The following is a 25,767-nucleotide window of genomic DNA, read 5'->3' as shown; positions in this document are numbered from 1 at the left end:
CTCTTGCTCAGGTTGCGAGTCGGCGAGTCGCCTGCTGACCAGTCTCCGCTGCGGTGTCCACGGTCCACAGTTCTTCGTCAAGGATCTCCAGCGTTTCTGGCCCTTCCCGATCCCGCCGTACCGCGGCCTTCGCCACCGGAGCCGCCGGGAAAGCGCCCTTCTTACCGGCCTTCCCACGGAGCCGGTCGGGGACGCCGGGTGTCGGACCACCTGCGCGGGTACGTTCCCGGCCGGTGGGCCGGATCGCTCCGCTACCAGGCTTGCCGTTCTTCCCGCCCGGACCTGCTCCGGCCGCACCGCCCATCGGCGGCATCATCGGCGGAACACCCGAGCCGCCGGCCGGGGTGCCGCCCGTCCCGGTAGCCGACCCGCCAGGCAGGCTCGGTGCCCGCCCGTTGGAGACAGCAGGATCGGCACCGGTCTTGGCCACGGTCGGAATCTGCCGATCCAGTGGTTCGAGCGGCTTGATCGGCTCGAGTGGCTTGATGCCACCACCCAGCTTCGAACCACCGATACCACCCGTGCCTAGCCCGGCCCCGATGCCGCCGCGACCGGTAGAACCGGTGATACCGCGCCCGGGGTTCGCGCCGATCGGTGTCATCGGTGTCAACGGCGTGAGCGGAGCCGTTGGAGTGGTGTCGAGCGGTGGCAACGGCACCAGCGGTTTGATGGGAGCCAGCGGCGGTAGCGTCCCAGTCCCCGCCAGCTCCGGCCCTGACGGGGTGCCGCCCCCGGGCTGCTGTCCGGGATCGGTCTGCCCGCCGCCTCCGGGGGGCTGCGCTCCTGCCGGCCCACCACCTGGCTCGCCGCCAGGATCCGTGGAAGGACCACCACTGGGGCCACCGCCCGGGCCAGTCGGCGTCGTACTCGGACTCGGACCACCGGTCGGCGCCTCACCACCACTGACATCACTGTGCGGCCCCTGCCAAACTATCTGGCCGGCAACGGTCTGCACCTTCGCGCCCAGCTGCCTGTACCCCTCCGAGACAGCATCGAGCTGGCCACCGACCTCAATCAGCCTGTCCTTGATCTGCTGTGCCTGCGCAGTCAGGTCCGGGTTCTGGTCCTGGGCTACGGCCAAGCCCTGCAAGCTGGACAGCGCCTCGGCCGCCTCCCTGGCCTGCTGCGCGTTGTCCAACGCGATCTCGAGGTTGGTGACCACGGTGTCGGCGTCGACCGGCAAGGCGCTGCCAGTGATGACCTCCCTCGTGGTGGCCATCGACTTCGCACTTGTCTGGGCAGCCTGCTCGTAGATCCCCGATTCCGGGCTGTCCCACGTCGCCAGCAGGGCCCGCGCGGCGGCGAGGAAACTGTCCTCCACACCCTTCAGGTCCATGGCCAGGTCGGGCCAGCGCTTGACCTCGGCCGGTAATGCCCCCTTCATGGCCGTGTATTCCGTGTCGGCCAGCGTCACGAACTCCTTGGCGAGGGCGAAGACGGCGCCCGGTTGAGGCGCCACTCCCTGCGCCTGCACTGCGTACGTGTCGACCATCAGATTCCTCCCGGATCCTGTGCGCGAGCCATCCGGTCGCTGTCGTTGAGAACGGTCCCCAGCAGCTGAGCGGACAGGTCGCGGGTGTACTGGAACCTGTTGCCGAGCTGATTGGTGGCACTGCCGTACGCGCCGACCCCCGTGGACATCTGGCCGAGCACGCGGCCGCCGACCTCATGCGCTGCGTTGAAGGCGTCCACCATCTCGGCTCGGCCGTGGAACGTGCCCGTCGCGACTTGGCTCGGTCCTTCGATTTTGCCGGCGAGGCCTTGGAGATCACCGGCCTGCCCTGCATAAGTCTTGGCAGTCTCGAGGAACATGCCGGGATCTTTGGCGTCGAGGTTTGCCCCCATCTGTTACTCCTTTCTCGTTGTTATCGTCCTGCGCCGGTGCCGGCGGTCAGGTCTGGGGTGGGAGGGTCAGCTGGATCAGCTGCGTGGTGCCCTGCCGGCTGATCAGCCGACCGCGGCCCGGCGGCAGCACCTGCGGCCGCAGACCGCCCAGCAGCGGGCCTTCTTCGCGGCTGCCGGACAGCATCAGGCCCGGGGAGGCGATGTCGCGCAGCCGGGCGAGGACCGGTTCGAAGAAGCCGCGGCCGGCGCCGCCGCTCCGGCGGGCGACGACGACTCGCAGGCCGATGTCGGCCGCCTGTGGGATGAACGGCAGCAGTGGCATCAGCGGATGCCCTTCCGAGGTTGCGACCAAGTCGTAGTCGTCGACGAGGAGGTACAGCTCGGGGCCTTGCCACCATGACCGGTCCCGCAACTGCTGCGCCGTCACGTCCGGTCCGGGCAGTCTCTCGGTCAGGGCCTCGCAGACCTGATTGATGAGAGTGCCGGTCGCCTGGTGATTGGTTCCGTAGCCGAGCAGGTGCTCGCCTTCGACTCCGCCGAGCAGGCTGCGTCGGTGATCGATCACCAGCAGCCGCGCCTGGTCCGGGGTGTAGGCCTCCTGGACCCGCTTGGCCAGCGTACGGAGGAAACAGGTCTTCCCCGAGGCGGTGTCGCCGAGCACGATGAAACACGGATCGACCGCGAAGTCGAGCCGGACCGGGGACAGGTCCCGCTCGGCCACGCCGATGGCCAGCCCACGTTCCGGATCGGTCTCGCCGTCAAGTTGCACATACGGAACTTCCGCCGGCAGCAACAGCACCGGCGGCGCGGACTCGCCGGTCCAGGCCGAGGCGATCCGCTCGACCAGCCGGGCGAGTCCGTCCGCGATCCGCCCGTCCGGGTCACCGGCCAACCGGGGCTTGGCGGACAGGAACTGATGCTTGCTCGCCATGATGCCGCGCCCCGGCGAATTCGCCGGTACCAGCAAGGCGGTACGGCGGTCCAGGAACGAGTCGATCGGGTCGCCGATCTTCAACTCCAGCTTGGTCCCGCACAGGTCGCGGATGTTCGTCCGCAGATCGAACCAGCGAGCCGCGCCGAGCATCAGATGGACGCCGTACGCGAGACCGCGGGTGGCGATATCGGCGAGCAGCAGTTCGAGATCCTCGAAGTCGTTGCGGATCGTCAGCCAGCCGTCGATGACGAGGAACACGTCACCGTACGGCGACGACTGCACCGAGCTGGTCCGGCGACGCTCCCGGTAGGCGGCCATCCCGTCGATACCGAGTTGAGCGAACTCGCGCTCGCGCTCGGCGATCAGGTTCAGTACCTCGGACACCGTACGGCGGACCGCGTTGACGTCCTGCCGCGCGGCGATCCCACCGACATGGGGGAGATCGCGCAGGCCCGTCAGCACGCCACCACCGAAGTCGAGAATGTAGAACTGCACCTCTGCGGGCGTGTGCGTGAGCGCGAGCGACAGGATGGTGGACGCGAGCAGTGTGCTCTTGCCGCTGTGTGGGCCGCCGACAACCGCGACATGTCCGCCACCACCGGACAGGTCGAGCTGCAGCGGGTCACGACGTTGCTCGAGTGGACGGTCCACCACGCCGGCGCGGGCGACCAAGCTCCCGGCCAGCCCCGGCTCACCGGCCATCAGTCCACGGACAGGATCGACGCGCGTCTGGCCGAGTACTTCGTCGAGTGCCGGCGACTCGCCCAATGGCGGCAGCCAGATCTGGTACGCGGGATCGCCCAGGCCGGTCATCCGTTCGACCAAGATATCCAGCAACGTCTCACCGATGCTCTCGTCGAACGGGTCGTCCGACGGCGTCTTCTGATCGTCGTCGGTCTCGGCCGCCGGAGCGACGTACCCGCTGACGAAGTCGTGCAGCACCAGCGAGTTGTCCGGTGTCGCCGGGAGCGGCAAGCCGGTCGGGCGACGGTGAACTCCGGACACGTATGCCGCGCGAAACCGATCCAGCTGCTCGGTCCCGATCCGGAGAAAGCCGTGACCAGGTGCTCTCGGCAACAAGAACGCGTCGTTCACACCGAGCACGGTCCGGCTGTCCATGTCGGAGAAGGTCCGCAGCCCGATCCGGTACGAGAGGTGGGCCTCGAGCCCGCGCAGCCGTCCTTCGTCCAGCCGCTGGCTGGCCAGCAACAGATGAACGCCCAGCGAGCGACCGACCCGGCCGATCTGGACGAACATGTCGATGAAGTCGGGCCGGTCACTGAGCAACTCGCTGAACTCGTCGCAGACCACCAGCAACGTCGGCACCTCGGGCAGCGGCGCGCCCGCCAGCCGCGCCTTCTCGTAGTCGCGCAGAGAGGCGAAGTTGCCTGCGGCCCGCAACAGCTCCTGACGCCGGATCAGCTCACCGTTGATCGCGTCGGTCATCCGGTCGACCAAGTGCAGCTCGTCGGCAAGGTTGGTGATCACCGCGCTCGTGTGCGGAAGCTTGTCGAGGGTGGCGAACGTCGCGCCGCCCTTGTAGTCGATCAGCGCGAAGTTCAGCGATCGCGGCGGATGGGTGATCGCCAGTGCCAGCACCAACGTGCGCAGCAGTTCGCTCTTGCCGGAACCGGTCGCCCCGATCAGCAGGCCGTGCGGGCCCATTCCCTCCTGCGCCGATTCCTTCAGATCGAGCTCGATCGGCAAGCCGTCGGCGCGCAGACCGAAACGCACCCGGAGCCGGTCCCGGCTCGGCCGCTGGACCCAGGTCCAGCTGGGATCGAAGTCGTAGGGATCGCCGAGCTCCAGCAGGTCCTCCAGACCGAGGTCGGCGGTCAGCGGCTGCTCCCCGTGCGCTCCCGCGGTCAGCCGCAGCGGCGCGAGCTGCCGGGCCAGCCCTTCAGCCGCGACGAGAGACAACTCGTCCGCTCGACCCAGCGACGACTCGTCGTCGATCGTCTCACTGGTCAGCGTCCCGTCGGCGGCGACGTCGAGGACGATCGCGCTGGCGTCCAGCGAGCGGGGCGGCACCGTGGCGAGGTCGAGAACGGTCACCCCTTCCAGCCCTCGGTCGGCGAGCAGATGGTCCGAGCCGCTCGTGTCACCACCGGCGAGTACGACGACCAACTGTGGGCCGGCGAAGTTGTCGCCGATGGCGGGGTCGAATCGTGGTCTCCCGGTGAGCAGATCGTCCAGCATCGCTTCGACGGCGGCGATGGCCGGCGCGATCAGCCGGACCGGTCCCAATGCGTCGGTCCGGTCCGGATGCAGGGCGTGCGGCAACCATTTCACCCAGTCCCATTCGTCCTGCTGCCCCTCGTCCGCGACGACGGCGATGCGCAGGTTGTCAGGTGCGTGCAGAGTCGCCAGCTGCGCGAGCATCGCCCGGACCAACGCCGTACCACGATCGAGGTCCCCGGTGACGTGGATGCGGGAAAACCCTGTGACCGCGATGGCCAGTGGCAGGTCCGGCACGGTCACGTAGGTGGACACGAACCGCCGCAACGCCAAGGCGGACAGGGGTTCCAGCCGTTCCAGCGGCTGCGTGTCCGGCGGTACGACGTTCACCGCCGGGCTCTGCGGGCCGACTCCGATCCGGGTGATGCCGAAGTCCTCGTCGTCGCGCCGGCGTTCCCACAGCCGATGGCTGGCCGCCAGCGTCCACAGGCTTTCCGGTTCCGGGTGCACGTAGTGAAGAGCAGCGCGTTGCTTGTTGACCGACCTGGTCAGCCTGGTCCGCTGCTGCCCGAGCTCCCGAAGGTAGGTGCGCCGGGCTTGCCCCATCTCCGCCTTGCCCGCACCTGATCGCGACAGCGTCGTAGCCACGATCATTCCCACCATCGCGACCCCGAACAAAGCGTAGATCGCGATCCGGAGCCCACCCGCGATGCTGCTGGAGAACATCAGCAGCATCGCGCCCATCATCGCCACCATCGGCAGCACGATCAGCATCTGCGCCCATTGCCGCCCACCGGGCTCTGGTACTTCTGGCGGAGCCGACAGCAGCAGCTCGCCACCGGGCAGATCTGGTCCCGGCCGCCGGTCCGGCCGCCGTACCACCATCGTCGCCATCACCGACCACCTCTCTTCGGATCCACGCTGATCGTGGCGCGGATGGCCAATGCCCTGGTGGCGATGGCAGGAACGTGCCGCGACCAGGCTTGGGGGCGGCTTCGGCTCCTAGCTTGGAGTGGGCCATTCGGCTCACCAGAGAAAGGAGTCAGCCGATGTCAATGCCTTTCGTCCAAGGCTTCGGAGACGGGATCATCACCGGCTTCGGTAAGCGGGCCGAACTTCTCGGTCAGTCGCAGGGAGAAAACCTGCAACGCAGTATTGCCACCGTCGACGTCGACCTGCACGACGGTCTGCGGGGCCTGCCACACCAGGCAGCCATGGCCAGCAACGAGGTCATCAGCCAGGGAACCCGGAAGACCCAAGGCATGACCGATATGCACGCCGACGCCGGCATGCAGATCGGTAGCAGGTTCAACGCCGCCGTCGACGAGTCAGCCGCCACGCTGACGATGGCTACCCCGCCGACGGCCTGATCGCCACGGGCGATCCGACCATTGCGCTAGGCAAAGAACAGGAAGGATGGAAATGTCGAACGAGCTGTTCATGCACTTCGGCGTCTTCGAACAGAACATCGCACAGCAGCACGGCCACTCCGGACAGAAGGTCGAGCTGGCTTCCGACTACCGCGTCGGGGTCGAACGTATGGGCGGTGAAGCGATCTGGACGAGTGGTGATGCTCAGGTCGCCTTCGATGCGGCTCGCTTGCACGAGAGCTGCATGGTCGACAACGCCCAGCACCAGCAGACCCTTGCCAATCGGGGTACGCAGGCACTGGGGTGCGGTCAGGAGACCGCCGCGTTCTCACACAACATGGTCAACGGGCTACTGACCACCTGATCCAGTCCGGGACAGGATCAGGTGATTCGCACGAAAGAGGGCCCCAGCCGCCGGTGGCGGCTGGGGCCCTTGCTGATTCAGGATCTGCGGCTGAACAGGTGTTCCGGCAGGGCCTCGGCCGGCTCGCGTGGTCCGCTGGTGCGGGTGACCTGGGAGCGGCCGGCCAGCCAGCGACGCCGTCGTCCGGCGGTCAGCAGACCGCCGGTCACGATCAGCGCCAGGGCGGTCGCCACCGCGAGGTTGGTCAGCTCTCGTGCCTCTGCCCCGGCATCGCGCCACCAGGCATGTGCCGCCAACTGCTGGAGATCCGGCGGCGCCATGGTTGCCGCTGGCACCGTTCTTCCCGATCCGCTGAGGCCTTCGGTAACGGCCCGATACGGATCGACGATGCCCGCGCCGTATTCGGGGCTGCCTGCTCCGCCACGAGCCGGGGTCGCGGTCGCCTGCAACCGTTGAACGACCTGCGCTGCCGTGAGCTTCGGCCAGGCTGCGCGAACCAAGGCGGCCGTGGCCGAGACGAAGGGCGCGGCGAAGCTGGTGCCATTGACGTACATGTGGCCGGAATGCCGCGTCCCTGCGAGTACGCCGTCGCCCGGTGCGACCAGGTCGACGTACGGGCCGACCTGTGAACCGCTTGTCTTGGCTCCGGCGATGTCGATGGCGCCGACACCCAGGACGCCTGGATAGGAGGCAGGGTAGGAGGCCTGCGTACCGGGCTCGTCGGCCTGTTGGTTGCCGACCGCGGCGACCACCACGACGTCCTTGCGAACCGCGTAGGCGATCGCTTGCCGGACCGGCTTCTTGTCTCCGCCGCCGGCCATCGACAGGTTGATCACCTTGGCGCCCTGGTCGACTGCGTAGACGATGCCGCGGGCGAGGACTGCGGGATCGATGGTCCGGACCGCGTTCTGGTCTCCGGTCTCCCGGTCGGTCACCCGGACCGGCAGGATCCTCGCCCCGGGCGCGATGCCGTGGAACCCGATCCCGGTCACGGGCTCCGCGGCGATGATGCTGGCCACGCCGGTGCCGTGCGAGATGCAGTCGTAGTTGCCGGGCAGCCGGCCGGCCAGGAAGAAGTCCCGGCCGGGGAGAACCTTTCCGGACCGGCGGAGTTGTGGGTGGTCGGCGTCGACGCCGGAGTCGATGACGGCCACCGTGACGCCGGCGCCGGTGCTGTACGGCCAGGCACGTTCGGCTCCCAGGAGGTCCTGGGCCCAGGGCAACTGCCGGACTACGGGCCGACCGGGCTCGGGGTTGGTACAGGCGCCCCGCGGTGGTGCCGCGGCGGCCGAGGCCGCCGGCAGACAGCATCCGACCAGCCCCGCGGCGATGACACCCACGCCGATTCTGGCGGTCCAACCACGTTGTGTTCCATCCACACAACGATCCTTTCCGCCCGGCGGCCTCGGCCCGGTCAAGTGGCCGGAAGAGGTCACCGCCCGCTCGCGCCCGTGATCAAGGCTCAGGGTTGGGCCAAGCAGCGAGCACTGGAGGCGTCGGATGGGGACTCCCGGCAACACAGGACCCGGCCTGCTGGCCGACATCGAACAACTCGAGCGGGACGTCCAGCTGGCCCAGCGGGCAATCGACGAGACGACGGGCACGGCCGAGGCCGGCGACGAACTGGTGGAGGCGACGGTGACCGGCCGGGGTGAGCTGACCCGGCTCGTCCTCGACGCCCGGGTGTATCGCGAGTTCGCGCCGGACGACCTCGCCGAAGAGATCGTCACGGCGGTGAACGAGGCGCGGACCAAGGCACAGCAGAACGCGGTCGACGCCCTCAACGCGGCGTTGCCCACGATGCCTCCCGTTGGCGACGATCCCGCCTTCGGCCCGCTGCTCACCGGCTCGGACACCATGCGTGCGGCGCCGCGTAGTACCGGGGGCCGGTGATGAGCCCCGCGGGACCGCCGGCCGGCCCCGGCAGCACCGGCAACCTCGACATGGATCCCGATGCGACCACGCGGGCGATCGACACCACCCAGCGACCGATCGACAACTGGGCTGCGGCGTGGCCGGCTCGGTCGAGCGCGATCGACACCGAGGGTAAAGCAGCACAGACGGGCTTCGACGACACCAGCATCAATTTCCGGAACGCCTACAACGCGGTCGAGGCCGAACTGAGTGCCAGGGTGACGGCGTTCGCCCCGAAGGTGCTCTTCGCCCTAGGTGGTGGACGGACGATCGTCGCCCGCTATGTCGAAACCTTCCAGCAGGCGGCTGATCTGCTGCGGCCCCGCTGAGCCCGGTCTGGACCGGCCACCGTGATTCCCGAACCGACGACCCTGATGTGGCCGTGGCTGCGCCGCGCGATCGACACCACCTTTCCGGTCTGGGTGGACGAGGACGCAGCCTTCCGGCTCCGCGACCTGTGGGTGGCCTCCGCTGACGAGTTCGAGCGGACCGTCAGCGAGGCGACGTCGGCCAACAATCAGGTGCCCAGCGCCTGGCGGGATCCCTACGGTGTCGGCTACCACCAGAAGGTCGACCGGTTGCTCAACTCACCGGCGATCGGGGCAGGCCAACTGGTTCAGTCCATGCGTGAGCTGGCACAGCTGGCCGGTGAGTACGGCCGGCAGATCATCTGGATCAAGGATCAGATCTATGCCGAGCTCGCCGCCAACGCGTTCGCCTTCGGCATGAGCTTCGGCGTACCGGGCCCGCTCGGAGATTGGTTTCGCCGGCAGATCCTGACCAGGGCAGCGGGCCGGATCGCCGAGGTGGTCGCGAAGGCCGCCGCGAATATCGCCAAGGCGGCCGCCGAAATGAAGCGATTGACCCCGAACGCGATGAAGGAGGTCGCCAACGAAGCCCTCTTCGAGGAGCCGCTGATCAGCATCGGCGCTCAGAAAATCGACCAGTGGCGGGGTCAGCGGGACAGCATCAACTGGCGTGATGTCGGGATCGCGTCGGCGGCCGGTGGTGTCGGTTCGGTGATCTCGAAACCACTCGCGCCGATCGGTGCCATCGCGTCCCTGCCCGCCCGCGCGGCGTTCCGCAACGCTCCACCGCGGGTGCGCGACACCTTTGTCCAGGGCTCGCAGGGGTTCGTCGTCAATGGGATCTCGTCACCTGTGTCCGGTACCTGGGTCCAGGCGATTGCCGACGGCCAGAATCCGTGGCATCAGGACTACCTGACGGCGATCGCCGATCAAGGACTCGGCGCGGGGATGCTGGGGAGCAGCCGGATCGCGGCGCACCAGTCCGGAGAAGGTCTGCGAGAGATCATCTCGCCGAGGCCGCCGACGGGCTCCGACGCCGACGGCACCATCGGCGGGAAGAACCAGGTCGGAAGCAACGGCGCGTCCGATCCCGATGGACCGAACCCGCCTGCGACGGCGAGTCCGGCAGGACAGACCGCAACCCAGAACGCCGGCCAAAACGTCGGCCAGAACGCCGTCGGGCAGGCAGGCAACACCGGCCTGGAGGACAGTGGCCAACAGGCCGCTGATCTGCAAGCAGAGGGCAGGCCGGATCTTCAGCAGTCGGCGGACGCTCTGCAGACCAACGAGTATCAGTCCGCCATCGGTCAGCACACCGGCGACGGACTGCAAGATGGCGGCAGGCAGACCGCAACCAATTCGTCTGACGGCAGTGAGCAGGGTGCCGGACGCCCGCCGATCGGGGCAGGCGCTGCCGCTCACGCTGCGACCGGCCCTGGCACCGTCAACTCCGCATCCGTGGCGACCCCGACGCACGGTGATCTCAACGGCCTACCGTCGTCACCTGCTCAGTCGGCCGCCGCCCAGCAGGCTGCCAACGGTCAGACGCAAACGTCTGCCTTGGGGCAAGGTTCGGCCCAAGGTCACGGATCCGCCCAGACGCACGGGCTGGGAGACGCTCACGGTACGGCGAAAGCCCAAGGACCAGGGCAGGCTCAGGGGGCGGCGCAGGCTCAGGGCGCGGCGCAAGGACAGCCGAGTGCTCAGGCGTCGAACGCCCAGGGATCGTCTTCTGCCGCACAGCACGGGCCCGCGGCTGCACAGACACAGCAGAATGCGCCCGGCCGGCGTGGAAAACCCGTCACCGAGGCCGACACGTCCGATGTGGATGTGGACGAGTCCGACGCCGAGGTGGACGGGTCCGAGGTTGCGGTGGACGAGTCCGGTGCCGGAACAAGGGCGACGTTGTTGGCTCGGGGGGAGGAGTTTGCGAAGCGGCAGATGGCTGACTTTGTGCCAGATGTGGAGGAGTTCCAGGGGCAGGACGGGGTTGTCCCTGCGGACCTGATGCCTGGTGGGTTCGAGCCGGGTGGCCCGTTGGTGGGTGCCGCGGTAGCGGGGCCGGCGACTGGGACTCCGCTGGCTTCCCATGCCGCGCACCGTGAACCGAACCGACGGGAAGCCGGTACGGCGGGGCCGGTGCACACGAGATCGTCGCGCTCGGCCCGCGATGAGTCCGGAAAGCCCGAGGCGAAGACCGGTCCGAATGGGCCGATCGACAACGATCCGCCGCCTCCGTCGAAGCGAGGGCCTGCGGATGAGTCGGACGACCGCGGTGAACCGGAGAACAACCACGATGACCCGGCTGGCACCCAGTCCGAGCAGAACGACGGGCAATCTGCCGGGCAAAACGACGTACAGGCTGTCGAGCAAGGCGACTCGCTGGGTGAGCGGGTGTTCGACGTCGACGTGGATGAACGGGCGGCGGTTGAACTGGCGGGGTTCGCTTCGTTTGTGGAGGCGTTGAACGAGCGGGATGCGGACCACCAACTGACCGAGGCGGCAGAGAAGTTGCGCCTGGAGTATTACAAGAATCCCGATCACGACAGCAACGGTCAGCCGACCGGCGTTGTGCAGCGTCGGAGGGGTCGGTCGAGCTTTCCGGCGGCCGGGCCTGACGGAGACGTCGTAAGGATTCCGGTTCCTCCTCTCGAGTATCAGGTCGAGACGGGCGACTACGTCGCGCATCGGGTGAACACTGGCATTGGAGTTGGCGCTCCTGTGCAGATCGAGAAGTGGGAGGCGCCGGACGGTCAGAACGGCTGGTTCGATCCGGACATGCCCGTGGCGCCGGCCGAGACGCGGGCGGAGTCGAATCCGGACTGGACGGAGTGGCATTCCTACGAAGGCAACAAGGTTCGATGGCTGGACGAGTCGCCCGATTCGCCCGGTCGGGGCCGCGCGGCCGAGGCAGTACTGCGGAAGGACTTCGGGGGCGGCGATCGCTCCAAGGAGGACCAGAGCGCACGCGAGGCTGCCACCGCCCGGGGGATCGAGAACGATGACGGCGGTCACGTCGTCGGCTGGCGGTTCTTCAAGCTGGTGCTGCCCGCCAACTACTTCCCGCAGAACCTGACCTTCAACCGGGGTGCGTACAAGAGCTTCGAGAACGAGGTCGCGGGCTGGGTCAACGCCGGATACCAGGTTGAGCTCAAAGTCTTCCTGTCGCCCAACCAAGCCCGCCCGGATCAGGTCACCTTCGTCTACACCGTGGTCGATCCCGCCACCGACAAGGCCGTGTACGCCGGCGGGCGAACCTTCGAGAACGAGCCGAAGAAGGACGTCAAGCGTTTCCCCGACCAGCGCATGCCTTCGTTCACACCACGCGTCGACGAGAACGAGAACCTCTTCGGTCCCTCGACGAGTCCGCCGACGGGGGACGCGACCGCTTCAGCCAGGCAGCTGCTCGCGTGGGGCGCCAATGAGGTGGTGCGCGAGTCGAACGGGACGAAGATTCTGCAAGTGCGGGAGATTCACCCGCAGCCGGCGGATGTCGGCGCCGGGTCGATCGGGCGGCCGGTGGTGGACGGGAAGGTGCCTGGCTGGGGGCTCTTCCGGGACGCGGCGAACAAGAGCGTCTTCCCGGCCGGTGCCGTCGTACCGTGGGACGCGGTTGCGCGGCTGGAGGATGCGGTCGCCGAGGTGGTGCGGCAGGGGCAGGAGGTCGATCTGATCTTCGCCGTCAATCCGGACACCAAGTTGCTGGAGGCGACCGCCTGGGTCTCCGATCCGGCCACCGGGCAATTGGTGCCAACTCCGCAGGCGGCGATCGACACGCTGGCTGACCAGCTCCGTCCGATGGTTGCCCCTGACGACAAGGCCGAAGCGAACCACGCGGAGCCGGACCCGAGGCATCACCATCACTCGGACGGGAAGAGCCTCTTCGCGCGGGGAGCGCCGCGGACCAATCAGGATGTGTTCGAGAACGGCGGAGGTCTGCCCCGCACGATGGACACGGTGGCGGAGGTTGCCGCGATCATCGGCGTGCCGATCCACGATGTCGAGATCGTGATCGTGGAGGACCCGGAGGAGATCCGGATGCTGGACTTCCACGCGGCCTGCGCTTATACGCCGATCGAGCTGCGCGGCGCGCAGGTCAGGCTCGGCCCGGCGACCTTCTCCGACCGGAACACCCTGGCGGCGAAGCTGCAACATGAGCGAATCCACGTCGAACAGCTCCGTGACGGCGCCGTGGTGGACACAGAGTGCAAGGGACCACTCGAGGACGTGGCGCGGGCGAGTGAACCCGACGCGCTGGAGAGGCTGGCGGAGCATGACCGCAATCAGGTTCAGGGTCGAGACGACGTTCGACATCAGGAGCAGGGGCGGGATCGTGGCTCCGGGAGAACTGATGACCGGAGTGATCGGGGCCGGGACGGTCCTGAAGGTGGAACACACGGACCAGGTGGTCCGGGTTCTGGGCGTGGAGCTGCTGACACCCGCCACCGCGACGAAGGACAAGAACACGGTGACACTGCTGCTCGATCGGGCGGACGCGACAGCGATCAGCAGCGGGACGGTGCTGATCGGTCCGGCCTGACGAACCCGGACCGCATGGCGCCGGGCCGCAGGATCACCCGGTGGTTCAGCGAGAACCGGGTGACCGGGCCGGTCGGCGAGCCGGTGGTCGGGCAGTCAGTGGTTGCGGATCTGCGGTCAGCCGGGTCCCACGCTGAGCAGGCCGGTGGACCAGTCGACGACAGTCGAACGGTCGGCCGGACGTTCTTCGGCGACGCCGGGCTCGGCGCGCTGGGGGTCACCTTCGACCCGGTCGGGTTCGCCGCGCTCGAGGCGAAGCTCGGGGAGCTGATCCGGGCCGGATCCCGGGTGACGCTGACGATCACTCGTATCGCCAGGCCGTCCGCGGACAGGTCGCCGTACCGGTTCACCGTCGAAGTGACCGATGCCTCCGGCAACAGTACGACGGATACCAGTCTGGATCTCGGTGACCTGGCCGGGCGGCTGGGAGCGGAGACCGCGGCGGTAGAGCTTGTCGGTGACTCGGTGCCGCAACGCCGGGCGGATCGTTTCCTGCCGGGATTCCTGCTGGTCGGACTCGAGGTGGCGAAGGCGATCGTTCGCTGGGACGTGATGCGAGCCGCCGGGATCAAGCTGGTCCGGCAAGCGGGCGTCAACGAGTACGCGGTCGTGACGCAGGACGGCCAGAAGTATCGGCTGGTCCTGCGTGTCATGCCGCTGGCCGACCATGTCGACGCCGAGTACATCTCCGTGCCCGGTCAGACGCCGACCGCCTGGGTGACCTTGTCCGATCGGATGTCGACGACGCGGGTTCCTTCGCTGGTGGCCCGGATCCTGGCCGAGACCTCCGTGGCCACCTTGAAGCCGTCCGCCGCGCAGTTGGCCGGCACCGAGGAGGGCAAGACCCTCGCACCCGACAGCAATCCCTGGACGGACCCGCGCTTCAGGGATGTCGATCACGGTGACCTGGCCGAGGTACGCCAACTCGTCACCGAGCACGACCTCGGGAGGCCCGGCATGCTGCGGCAGCACCGGATCAGCCGGTTGCTGGCCGGGATGATCGGGTCGATGGGCTTGCACAAGGACCAGCCGGACGCCGACGTACGGCGGGCCCTGGTCACGCCGGACGACCAGACCCTGGTGGAGCGGTTCCAGGACCGGCGCTCTCCGCAGGACAACCGGCCAGGCCCGAAGACCTATTTCGCCAAGGCGTCCGGTACGTCGATCTGGACCGCGACGCTGGTCGGGATCGCCGTACTGGTGGCAACACACGATCCGGGGCTCGCGATCGCTGCGGCGACCCCGGCGATCGGCGCCGGCTTGGCCGCCCCATGGGCCGAGTTCTGGCTTGACGGGCACAAGAGCGCGAGCAAGAAGCCGGCGTACGGCGCCGATCAGGCCGAACGGGAGCACCAGAACCCGGGGATGGAACGACTGCTCGACGGTGAGCGGCCGCCCGCGCCGCCGCCCGCCAGTGAAGCACCGCGGGCGACCGAGGGGTGGCGCTACAAGGTCCGTCATCTGGCACCGGTGGCAGGTGCGTGGACGGTGGCGGTACTCCTTCTCGCGGCGGGGAATCCGGCGGGAGTGAGTACGGCCACCGTGATCACGACGATGGCGGCCGCGAAGATGTTCACCGAGCGGCACGTCGACGTGAAGAAGCGCGATGACCGGCGTACCCGGGTGAATGCGACGGCGCTGACCGAGCTCGCCGATCCGGAGTCGGTCCGGAACCAGCTGATCGGGTTGATCGAGGAGCAGCAGAAACTCCTGACCGCGCTGGAAGCCGAGCTGAGGAAGCGAGCGGTGGAAGGTGCCGGTCGAGCCGCACCCGAGAAGCCGGCCGACGGCGACGAGCAGACCGGCTCCGGCAAGCCGGCCGACGTCGCCGAGGTCGAAGAGCAGAAGCAGAAGACGCCGTCGTTCCTGACGCACTTGCTGGCGCAGCTGTTCGACAACGATGCCGCCGCGGCCGGGCGGTGGTGGGCCGCCGCGCAACCGGGTCAGCCCTTCGACCTGGCCCAGCTCGGCCAGAATTTCGAGCTGGTGCTGGAGAGTTTCGTCACCACGTTCGGCTCGGCGGTCGGCGCCGGGCTGCTGGGTGCCACCGGAGACAAGATCTTCACGGACCTCGAGGAGCGGATCCACGCCACCCAGAAGACGTGGGACCACGCCCGGCGGGACGAGATCCGTGGCCAAGCCCTGCTCGATGCGCTGTCCGAACCTTTGCAGAACCTCGGCCAGGCGCTTCAGGAGCTTGCCCGGCTCACCGCCGAGGCCGCCCCGGACCTGACCAGCCGGGTCGCCGATCGTCGTACTCAACTGACGGCGCCGGTGCCGGAGCATGGTCCGCGGCCGAGCCGATTGATGAAGTTCCGCTGGTACTCCGTGCAGGCCTGGCTGGCGGCGGTCGGTCTGGCCGGGAGCGTGACCGCCACCGAACTCATTTTCAACATCCCCATCCACTGGTTGGCCAGCGGGATCGGCGGGGCGATCGCCGCGGTCAGTGCGGCGCCGGTCGCCAAGCTGCTGTTCCGCCGCGCCGAGCTGAACCGGAAGGACGCGAATTCCGAGCTACTGAACAAGTACGGCGTGGACCGGGACCAGCTCAACCGGGACTCCGCGATCGGCAAGTACCTCATCGCGCAGTTGCTGGAGCAGGTCCAGCAGCTGACCGAGCTGCTGAACTCCGCGACCTCACCTCCGGCCATCGTCTCGCCGGCCGATGCCGACTACACCGACCGCGTTCGCGCTGCCGTCGAACACGCGTACCTCGACAACCAGACCGGTCCGCCCGGTGAGACCGCCCGCGAACTCGCGATCCGGGAGGAGCGAGTGGCCGCGCTCGTCCGTATCGATCGCCTGGCCGCTGCGGTCGACTGGGCCGACTCGGCGGATGCCGCTGGTCCGGAGGCGGCGGCCGCTCGGGCGCGGCTCGCGCACGCGATCAGCCTGTACAACCAGATCCGTGCCGAGGGCAGGTCGTGGGAGGCTTTCCCGGAGCTGGCGCACGTGTCGCCCGTCAACGGCCGGCGGGTGACCGGCGGGCCGAACGATCAGGTCCGGGCCGGCGCGGCCCGTGCGTTCCGGCGAATGCTCCGTGAGCCGGCCGGCAAGCCGCTGCTCGCGGACCGGCTGAAGGCGCTGGCGGACATCGTCGAGGCCGCGAACGCGGTGGACATGCATGCCGATCACGCGGTCACCGGCGATGGTACGGCGGCATCCCACAAGCTGCTGCAACAGAAGCTGGCCGAGCGGATCGAGGCGTACAACCAACTGTTGCCCGAAGCAAACATTCTCGGCGCCTTCCCCCTCCCCGCGATCAGCCCCACCACCCCACCCGATGACGGCGCTGGGCGGGTGGTCAACTCGCCGCCGGTGAACACGACTCGGTATCGCGTCGACGGCCGGACGGAGGACGAAGGGCCGCTGACCGTTGAGTTGGTGGTGTTGGCGGCTGAGGGCGCCGACGTGACTGACTTCGGGGGCCTGATCAAGGAGGGGCCTACCCGCGACGACGGCTTCATTGTCGTCCGTACGCAGGACGATGCCCAGCACTACTTCAAGGTCGAAGATCCGGGCCCGGTCGACGGTGGCAACCTCGCCGAAACGCGTACGTCGACCGGCGATCGGGACAATCCGCATCGCGTCACCTTCGTCCCCGGCGTCGCGGGCGATCAGCTCACCCGCGTGTGGGTGCACGAGATCAGTCACACGCTCCAGGAGTTGCGGGCACCGTCCGGTGGTCCGGTACGACGGCTTTGGAGCAAGCTGACCGGTGGCGGGCACAACGCCTGTGTCGAGGCGCAGCAGAACGAGTTCCGCTGCCTCACCCGCATGTGGGCCGCGGCTGTGGAAGCCAACGACACGACAACCCGTGATGAGCTCGGCAAGGACATGGAGGGGCTAGCCGACGCGATCGCGGACCGCGGCGGCGCCCGCCCGACACTGCCCTGGAACGGCCCACCGATCCCCGGACCGATCGCGCAACTGAAGGCAGCCATCACCGCGGAAATCGAGGCGCTGGAGAATACGACGGACACCTTGCAAGCCATCGTCGATGCCAAGCGCAACGACGCCGACAAGGCCACCGACGAGGCGCGGAAAGCACGTGAGAAGGCCGACAAGGCGGAGCGGGCCAAAGACGATGGCCGCTTCGACCGCAAGCATGCCGCGGAGGCCGACGTCAAGAAGCAGACAGACTTGGCGAATTGGTACGGCCACCTCGAGACCCGCTACCAGCGAGCGCTCGACTCGGCGACGGCCGCACTCGACGGCTACCGGCAACTGCTGGCCGACTTCGACGCCGGTACGCCGGAACAGGTGGCGGCCGAGGCGACCAGGGTCGCCGCCGACGTAGCGTCGTACGACGCCGTCATCAGGGAGTTGGCGCCGTCGGACAGTGTGCTGCCCAGCCTGATGCCGACCGGGTCGTTGCCGCATCTGACCGCCCTCGCGGAGCGGATCAACGTGCTGCTGGGCCAGTGGGGTATCGACGAGCGGTTCACCGCGGCCGACCTGCAACGCCGGCTGAGCGCCACCTTCGGCAGGCTCGTCAGTGCGGAAGGCCTCGTACTGCGGGTTGGCCGGGACGAGATCACGGACCTGCGGATCCAGCTGTCGGTGGACGAGTTGGTGGACGTGGCCGGCGCGCCGCTCAAGGCCAACGAGATGATCATCGGCCGCTTCCCGCAGTTCTCTCGGCGGGTTTCCACGATGATGACCACGGCCCTGAACTCGAAGGGCGGCGGCTCGCTGAGCCCCTTCCTGCACGCGCTGGCGAACGCCTTCCACCTTCCCTTCCTGGCGCAGCTCACGCTGAAGGCGGAGATCAGCCACGGCTACAGCCGGGCGGTGACGGTGAGTGCCGCGGAGGCCGGGCCGGGCGGCGCCGTCGAGGACAACCGGGGTGAGTCGGTTCTCTTCAGCGGCAAAGCGTCGTACCAGCTCTCCATCCGTGCCGACCGGGAGAGCGGCTGGAGTACGGCGGACACAGTCGCCGGCAGCGAAGAGCTGCGAGCCTGGGTCTCGCATGCCTACACCGTCGACGCGGCGACCGACGTAGCTGTGCGTGAGGATCTCCAAACCGGCCGGTTGCCCGCACACATGCTGACCTCGATCAACGGCTTGGAGCAGCTCACCAACGACGTGATCGCCGACAACCGCGATTCGCTCCGTCGGATGGGTTCGGATCGTGGGCAGGTCGAGGACCAGATCCATGCGGCGCTGACGCAGGATCTTCCGGCCCGCCTGGCCGACTCCACCGATCACGCCGTACTCCGGCCGCTGATGGCCGGCGGGAAACCGATCGGCCACCTCGAGATGGAGACGGTCGTCCGGTACGAAGCGATCACACTCGACGGCGCCCAGAGCCGTACGCACTGGCAGGAATCAGTCCGGGTCGGATCCAGTACGGCGACCGTGCAGGAGACGGTCCGCGCGAACGACTCCGAGACGGCGACGGTCGGGTACGGCGGCGAGCACCTGAAGAATGTCGACGACTCCGGCGCCAACCTCGGCCCGTCGGTATCCGCCGGGCACTCGGTATCGAACGCGGAGTCGTTGTCCACCGGCGGTACGACGTACCACGTCGGCGTCCACCGGTTCACCGGGCCGACGCAGGGCTACCGGGTCGTCCTGGACCACCAGGTCAGGCTGGTCCTCAACGGCCGGGAAGCGAAGCAGACGCCCGGCCGCAGCGAGGCGCTGCTGCGGGTGCGGGTGAACGACGCCTATCGCCACGGCCTGCCGGTGGATGCTGCCGCCCTGGTCCGCGAGGACGGCAGGCCGGGGTTGCAGGGCGATGTCCAGTACGGCGTCGAGGTGCCGGGCCGGAAGTCCGAACTGCCCGGCTGGTCGATCCGCGACGGCAAGCTCTGCGCCGCCGGTCCCTGGAACATCCAGGGTGTCACGGGCGGCAAGGAGGCGCTGACGAGCATCATCAAGCACTTCGCCGCGCGCGGCTTCGTGCCACCGCTCGATGCCGACGGCAACCTGGACCTGACCAAGCTCTCGCGCGATCCGATCGAGCGGCACGGACAGCTCCTCAACATCGAGGAGCTGCGGACGCAGCTGTCGACGGAGCGGCTCGAAGCCGGCTACGACATCGCCGCGCGGGGCGGCATCGTGGTGACCCTGAGCCGGCCGAGCAGCACCCGGCCGACGGAGACGGTCAGCCTGCGGATCGGGATCGAACAGGAAGCGGTCCGGAATCCCGTCGGTGTGACCGCGGACGAGGCCGTGGTACTGCTCAATATCGGGTCCGACTCGGCCGGGCGCTCCGGCGGCCGGACGAGAGCCCTCCCGTGGCGGGCCGGGGTCGAGGTGTCGGCTTCCGCGGCGGGCACCGAGGGAAAGACCGCACTCTCGCATGGCCGGCAGGCGCTCGGGCGAGTCCTCTCCTGGGCCGGTGGCGGGACGATCAACCAGGTGACACTGGTGGAGAGCAACTCACCGGTGGCGGTCTTCGAGGTCCCGCACATCCTCACCGTCACCGAGGTCGGCACCGGTGCGCGGATCCACACCGGCGCCGGCGAGTCCGCCCGGCTGCTCATCGACAGCGGCTTCCTCCCGTACGCCGATACCGGTCCGGGCGAACCATCACAGGGGCACGCGATTCCCGGGCTGGTGCCGGCCAAGGTGCTCGACCGGGCCACGCTCCTCGCGCTGGACACCTCCGGTCTGATCGAGCTGTTGCCGGCGGATCTCAGGTCGGACCCGACCGCCCTGCAGCAACTGTCGGCCTTCCTCAACCCGCGCAACCTGCTGGCCCATCCGGAATGGGCACAGACCGGCTACAGCACCACCATCGTCGTGCCTGGCGTGGGCGGTGTGTCACGGCGCGTTCCGATCACGTTGACCGGGCGGATCCGGAATGCGAAGGCGGTCGGACAGACCGACGGAACGGCCGGCGACATCAACTTCGCCCTCGGCAGCCACGGCGTCTCGTCAGCACGGCCGACCGGTGGCAGCACGGAGCTGAGCACGAAGGTGTCGGAGAACGACACCGGCGCCGGACTCAAGGGCAGCAGGGGAAAGAGCACCTCGTCATCCCGCACCGACCAGCACATCTGGGGTGTCGAGCGGCTGATCATCGAGACCGGACGGCACGACGTCTTCGACGCCGTCGTCGACTTCGAGCTCGTGGTCGGCGCCGAGGCGCTGTCCTTCTCCTCCCGCCTCGCCTTCCAGATCGCCGAGCGGGACACGCTGCGCTTCTACAGCCAGAACACGTTCCCGCTGTCGTTGCGCCGAGCGGCGGACGCGGTCGAGCGCTACCTGCACGGCGAACTAGACCTCGACCGCAGGGCAGCCGCGGGCCTGGTCCGCCGGTACCGCGCGGAGCTGGCGATGGCGCGGGCCGAAGGCCGCCCGGTGCCGGCGCTGGCTGCCGGACACACCGTGGAAGCCTTGATCGACAAGCTCTGGAAACCGAGCCCGCACGTCTCGGGATGGCCGTCGCCGAATCCGGGCGATCTCGAGGCGAAACTCGCACAGGCACTGCAGCGGGCGAAGGAACAATCCGAGATCGCCCTGCCCGCGCACTATCGCGAACACCTCGGCTCCAGTCTGGTCGAGAGCGCCGACCTCACCCGGGAGTCATCGGAAACCAAGCAGTCGGCCGACACGCTCCTGCTGTCCGAAGTCGAGTCCATGCTGCGCGACGATCTCGGAGTCGACCCCCAGGCCGATCCGAGGCTCGCGCAGAGCCTCTTCGCGGAATTTGCCGGCAAACGCTGGTTGGGCCGCCTGGAAGACATGCTCAGCCCAGGCGGCTTCGTCCGCCACTACCCGGTCGGCGCCCCAGGCGAGCTCACCGCCGACCAGGTCACGGTCCGGATCCGTGCCGAGTTCACCGACGAGGTGCAGCACCTGGGCGAGACCAAGGATGTCGTCAGCATCGTTCAGCGCTACCTGTACGACGATCACAGCCGGACCCGGACCGTGGGACGCTCGACCGGCGCGGGCGCCGACGCCCTGCTCGACGAGATGTCGTCGCTGTCGGTCGGTACGGACCTCGCCGAGGGCAGCTCGACCACGATGGCCGAACAACTCACCCGGCTGGAACGCATCGCGACCTTCGGGGGAATGACTCGGGTCGGCCGCGGCCTGCGGATCACCATCGAGGTCAGCCGCGATGCGGTGGATCCGAACCGCGGTGGCCTCCGCCGCACTCTCGGCCCGGACGAGGTGGTGACATCTGCGCAGCCGAGAACCCTCGCCGGCGACCTGGTCCAGCTGGTCCCGACCGACCTCGTCGGCAGACCGCTCGCCTCGTCGAACCAGCAGCAGGCCGACGACCAAAGCGCCGTACCGGAAGCTGGTATGCCGCTGCGGTTGCCGGCGACGTACTTCGTCGAGGGAACCGGACCCGGCCGGTTCGGCGGGCCGGATCTGCTGACGGCGATTCTGGACGGGCTCAGGGACGAGAGCATGCTCGGAGCAGCCGGCACACGCATGCATGCGCCCGAGCTGGAGGCCTTGCTTTCGGCCTCGGATCGGCACGCCCTCTTCAGCCGGATGGCGTCCGATGAGGGCTTCCGGATGGAGGGACTGCCTCGGATCGGCTCTGCCAACGAGTACGTCGACGTGGCGGTGCGAGCGCGGGTGTCCGCGATGGAACTGGTCGCCGGGCCGATCGAGAAAGGTGAACTCGGCGACGTCAACCGCAGTCAGCGCACGGTTTCCACCAGCACCACCACGGGCCGCTTGCTGCCGGTGAGTGGAACGGGGAGCCTCAGCATCCCCGGGCTGGGTGTCGGCGGCAACGTCACGGGCGGCGAGCAGCTGGCCGACACGACGACGGACTCCTGGGGTGCGCGCGAAGAGCTCAGCCGCTTCGAAGGAGGGCCCTTGGTGGTCGTCCGGGTTCGCGTCGACTACGACCTCACCCTCACGAACAGGGTCGACGGTCCCGATGGCGCCGTACGCCACCCGAGGGTCCAGCAGGTTCCCGGCGTCGCCGCCGGAGAGGCGTACCTGACCCTCCACCAGCACGAATACGAAGCCCTGATGGCCGGAACCACCACATCCGCGGCACCACCGGTGCCGTCCGCACCTGCACCCAGGTACACGTCGCGGTGGAAGCCCGTCAATACCGGGGCGTCGACGCTGGCGGCCATCCGGAGAGCACAGAAGGCGGCGGAGGAAATGGCGGCGAGGACAGCGGGACGACCGCCTGAGCGGAGTGGACCATGACGTTGCCGATAGCAAGGACTCGGGACGAGGCGCGGTTGTTTCTCGACTTGACGCCGTGTGCGTGCGGGTCGACCGATGCCGAGTGGAAGCACGGGACCGGCCTCGTCGACGGCGAGTTGGCGAGTCGCTACTACGCGACCTGCGCGGACTGCGGTGCCGAGCGGCGACACTCGTTCGGCCTCCCGCCGACCGAGACCGCGGGCGATTTCCCGAACTTCGGCGGTCGCGAGCCGTCGCAGCTGCTCGACCCCGGTTCCTGGCTCCAGCTCGCCGACGAGCTCGCGAGCAGACTGCCACCGGACGATCCGCAGGCGAGCGCCGATGCCCTGACGCTCGCGGCCGCCGCGGTGGCTGAGGTGATCAAGTTCATCCCTCCCGGCGAGAACGCCGTACCCGAAGAAGCCTTCTGGACCGAAGACGGCCGCCGAGTTCACGCCGCGGAGCCCGGACGGTTCCGGCAGGACCGTCTGCAGATCGTTCTCGACACCTACCGACGGGAGGCCGTTACGCCTGAAGGGCCAGGAATCGCTCTCGGGTGAGGAAGGCGAGTTGGGCTGTTTTCGTGGTGCCGTCGGGGTGGGTGATCTTGGCTTCGGCGCCCAGGACGAAGCCGGTGCGGTGGAAGCGGTCGATGGCCCGGTCGTTGCGGATGTCGGGTTCGACGACGACGCGGGGATGGCCGAGGTGGACGAAGATGAAGTCGCCGATGACCCTGAGCAAGTTGCCGGTGAAATTGGGGCGGGGGTCGCCGGGGGCGATCAGGAAATGCAGGCCGATGTCCCCGGCCTGGACGTCGTACGCCGCTCCGACCGGATCGGCCTGCGGATCGTAGGTCTGCAGTAGCGCGATCGGTACATCGTCCAGATACGCGATGTACACGTGATGCGTGGGCACCGAGTCGAGGAATCGGTAGATCTCCGCGATCTCGTCCCGGGACAGGTGCCCCATGCCCCAGAAGCTCGCCCGCTCGGCCGTCACCCAGCCGTGGATCAGGTCCAGGTCGCGGTCGGGATCGAATTCGACGATCCGCGCTGCGCCGAAGCCCGCCACCTCGCTGGCATATCCGCGATCCTCACGCGTGAGATCGCCCTGGACCGGCGCCAGCTCGCCACGCAGCCAGAGCGGAAGCTGGTCGTGGTGGTGTGCATCCCCGAGTACGCCGGACGCCCCCATCGGCACGATCCAGCCACTGGCCGAACGGTCCGCGAGGTCGAAGGCATAACGGGCCGCCGAGCCGCGGATGCACACATCAGTGAGACCGGGCAGGCTCGACGTTGACATCACACAGTGGTGATCGCCGGAGACCCCGAGGTCGAACGGCTCCTCGCCCGGCGCGAACACCGGACCACGCAACATGTGCAACGGCGCCAGTTGGTGCGTCTCACCCCACGGCGGCCGAGGTTTGCGCGCGGCAACCTCCTCGAGCGCCTCCCGTGCCAGCCAACCGACGTTGACATCCGGGAGCTCGGCCGTCAGCAGATTCTCCAGCGCGTACGACGCGTGCGACAGCGTGTCGATCCACGGCTGGAACACCTCCGGACAGCTGGCGTCACCTTCCAGTACGGCGAAATGGTCCGCCAACCGGGAGACCAGCGCCTTGCGGACCGCGGCGAACGATGACGCCGTCGTACTCGTTGCCTCCATCCGCCGATCCCACTCGAGCAATTCGGTGCGCAGGGCAACCGCTTCCGGAGAGAGATTCTCCAATCCGGGCAGCAGATCCAGCAGAGTGCCGGCCGAGCCCAGGTAAGTGTCGGTGTGGATCGAAGGCATCTCGTCGACCGACCAGGTCGGCTGTGAGTCCAGTAGCTCCGCGATCCGGCTGGACCGATGCGGTGCGGCGAACTCGACGCCCAGCGGCTCGGCCAGCTCACGTGCGTTCGCCATCACCGCAGGACCGTCGACCGTTGCCTGAGGCATCGGCGCGTACCAACCCCGCCACTGGTGATCCGCTTCCCAACCAGGTACGACGCGCAGCTTGTTCGAGTGGTCACGAGTCGGGACCAATCCAGCGGTCCGGTGGAGCAGGCCGCCGGATGTGTCAGCCGCCAGCACCACGTTGACCGGCTCCACCCAGGTCTCCAATGCTGCGTCGATATCGCCGACTGTGGTTGCCCGCAGCAACTTCGGCAACACCTCGAAGCCCAGCCGTGCCGTCACTCGGGGCGGGTAGCGCAGACTGACCGTTTGCTCGTCGTTGTCGATGATGATCGGTCCGCGTTCGGTCTCGATCACCTCGATCTCGATCGGATCGGCCCCAGCCACCTCGACGACCTCGGACAGCACCGAGGCCGGCTTCCAGCCATCCGGGCCGAGCGCCTCGACCGACGACCCCGTCCGCCGGAGTTGCTCGGCGTACAGGTCCTGGTAATCCGCCATCGCGTTGGTGATCGCCCAGGCGACCGTGCCGGTGTGGCCGAAGTGGGCGATGCCCGGGATCCCCGGTACGGCGAGGCCGAGGACGTCGTACTCGGGGCAGGTCAGCCGGATCTGCTGGTAGATGCCTGGGCTCTCGATGAACCGGTGTGGGTCGCCCGCGATGATCGCCTGGCCGGACTTAGTCAGTGAACCAGGGATGAGCCAGCCGTTGCTGCCCGCGGTCCGCGGACCCTCCGAGGAGAACAGTTCGATCGCTTCGTCACCGAGGTGCCGGGCGACGTGGGTCCGCCACAACTTCGACGGGAAGCCGGCGAACAGGATGTGGACCGCGAGCCAGATCCCCAGCGGTGCCCACGGCTCCCACTTCTCCAAGGTCAGCCCGGTCTCCGCGAACTCGGGCGCCCGAGCGGCCCCGACCGGCATGCCGTGGTTGACGCCCTCGACGTACGCCGTGATCCATTCGCGCGTCTCGTTGTCGAGTGCCTCGAAGCAGCGTTGCGCGGTGTCGGCGAGCCGGGCCTGCCGGGCGAACACATCCCACGGTGCGCCCTCTGGACCGAGGAACGCGGCACTCGTGCCGAGGAACCGCCGGCGTTCGAGCTCCAGCTGCCAGGCCCGGTCCTGCGCGGCGTTGACGCCTTGCAGGTAGACGAGCGCCAACGGGTCTCCAGCTTGTAGATGCGGTACGCCGTACGCGTCCCGGAAGACCCGAGCGTTCACTGCTGTCCTCGTTTCAGTTAGGTTAGGCTGAGCTAACTTACAAGTCAGGATCATCGGCCGCAACGGCCATTGTTGCTG

General features: G+C 68.4%; 11 protein-coding genes. 6 read left to right on the top strand and 5 right to left on the bottom strand.

Annotation, left to right across the window (positions count from 1 at the left end):
- Positions 1 to 7: 7 nt before the first annotated feature.
- The 3 genes from V9K99_RS00680 to eccCa are packed head-to-tail and all read right to left on the bottom strand — an operon-like array spanning position 8 to position 5,851.
- Complete coding sequence (locus V9K99_RS00680; protein WP_337008066.1) at positions 8 to 1,492, bottom strand: hypothetical protein; 1,485 nt, start codon at positions 1,490 to 1,492, stop codon at positions 8 to 10.
- A complete protein-coding gene (locus V9K99_RS00675) occupies positions 1,492 to 1,845 on the bottom strand; it encodes a hypothetical protein (RefSeq protein ID WP_337008068.1) in 354 nt (117 codons plus the stop codon). Before V9K99_RS00675 ends, V9K99_RS00680 begins: the two co-directional genes overlap by 1 nt.
- A 46-nt stretch (positions 1,846 to 1,891) precedes the next feature.
- The gene (gene eccCa / locus V9K99_RS00670) at positions 1,892 to 5,851 is read right to left on the bottom strand and encodes a type VII secretion protein EccCa (protein ID WP_337008070.1); all 3,960 of its coding nucleotides are present in this window, start codon (positions 5,849 to 5,851) and stop codon (positions 1,892 to 1,894) included.
- A gap of 155 nt (positions 5,852 to 6,006) precedes the next feature.
- Between eccCa and V9K99_RS00665 the strand changes: the two genes are divergently transcribed.
- Together V9K99_RS00665 and V9K99_RS00660 are read left to right on the top strand one after the other, a co-directional pair.
- On the top strand, positions 6,007 to 6,327 hold the full coding sequence (locus tag V9K99_RS00665) for a hypothetical protein (RefSeq protein ID WP_337008072.1): 321 nt from the start codon (positions 6,007 to 6,009) through the stop codon (positions 6,325 to 6,327).
- A 52-nt stretch (positions 6,328 to 6,379) separates the two neighbouring features.
- Entirely contained in the window at positions 6,380 to 6,691 is a 312-nt protein-coding gene (locus tag V9K99_RS00660) for a hypothetical protein (RefSeq protein WP_337008074.1), read from the top strand.
- A 77-nt stretch (positions 6,692 to 6,768) separates the two neighbouring features.
- Here the strand turns inward: V9K99_RS00660 and mycP are convergent, their stop codons facing one another.
- Positions 6,769 to 8,070 (bottom strand): type VII secretion-associated serine protease mycosin, encoded by a 1,302-nt coding sequence (gene mycP / locus V9K99_RS00655; RefSeq protein ID WP_337008076.1) that lies wholly within the window; start codon positions 8,068 to 8,070, stop codon positions 6,769 to 6,771.
- A 121-nt stretch (positions 8,071 to 8,191) separates the two neighbouring features.
- On the opposite strand from mycP, the gene V9K99_RS00650 reads away from it, so the two are divergent.
- The 4 genes from V9K99_RS00650 to V9K99_RS00635 are packed head-to-tail and all read left to right on the top strand — an operon-like array spanning position 8,192 to position 23,129.
- Complete coding sequence (locus V9K99_RS00650) at positions 8,192 to 8,584, top strand: YbaB/EbfC family nucleoid-associated protein (RefSeq protein WP_337008078.1); 393 nt, start codon at positions 8,192 to 8,194, stop codon at positions 8,582 to 8,584.
- Positions 8,584 to 8,934, top strand: coding sequence for a hypothetical protein (locus tag V9K99_RS00645; RefSeq protein WP_337008080.1), 351 nt, complete (start codon positions 8,584 to 8,586; stop codon positions 8,932 to 8,934). Before V9K99_RS00650 ends, V9K99_RS00645 begins: the two co-directional genes overlap by 1 nt.
- Positions 8,935 to 8,955: 21 nt before the next feature.
- Entirely contained in the window at positions 8,956 to 22,590 is a 13,635-nt protein-coding gene (locus V9K99_RS00640) for a WXG100-like domain-containing protein (RefSeq protein WP_337008082.1), read from the top strand.
- Complete coding sequence (locus V9K99_RS00635; protein ID WP_337008084.1) at positions 22,587 to 23,129, top strand: hypothetical protein; 543 nt, start codon at positions 22,587 to 22,589, stop codon at positions 23,127 to 23,129. The genes V9K99_RS00640 and V9K99_RS00635 overlap by 4 nt, the downstream gene beginning before the upstream one ends.
- On the opposite strand, the gene V9K99_RS00630 is transcribed toward V9K99_RS00635, so the two are convergent.
- Entirely contained in the window at positions 23,095 to 25,689 is a 2,595-nt protein-coding gene (locus V9K99_RS00630; protein ID WP_337008085.1) for a GNAT family N-acetyltransferase, read from the bottom strand. The two genes, V9K99_RS00635 and V9K99_RS00630, sit on opposite strands and share 35 nt — an antisense overlap.
- Positions 25,690 to 25,767 lie beyond the last annotated feature (78 nt).

The sequence above is a fragment of the Kribbella sp. CCNWLW201 genome, from assembly GCF_037203805.1.
Classification (GTDB): Bacteria; Actinomycetota; Actinomycetes; order Propionibacteriales; family Kribbellaceae; genus Kribbella.
The sequence above is the reverse complement of the archived record's forward strand: the minus strand, read 5'-3'. Positions and strand labels throughout refer to the sequence as shown.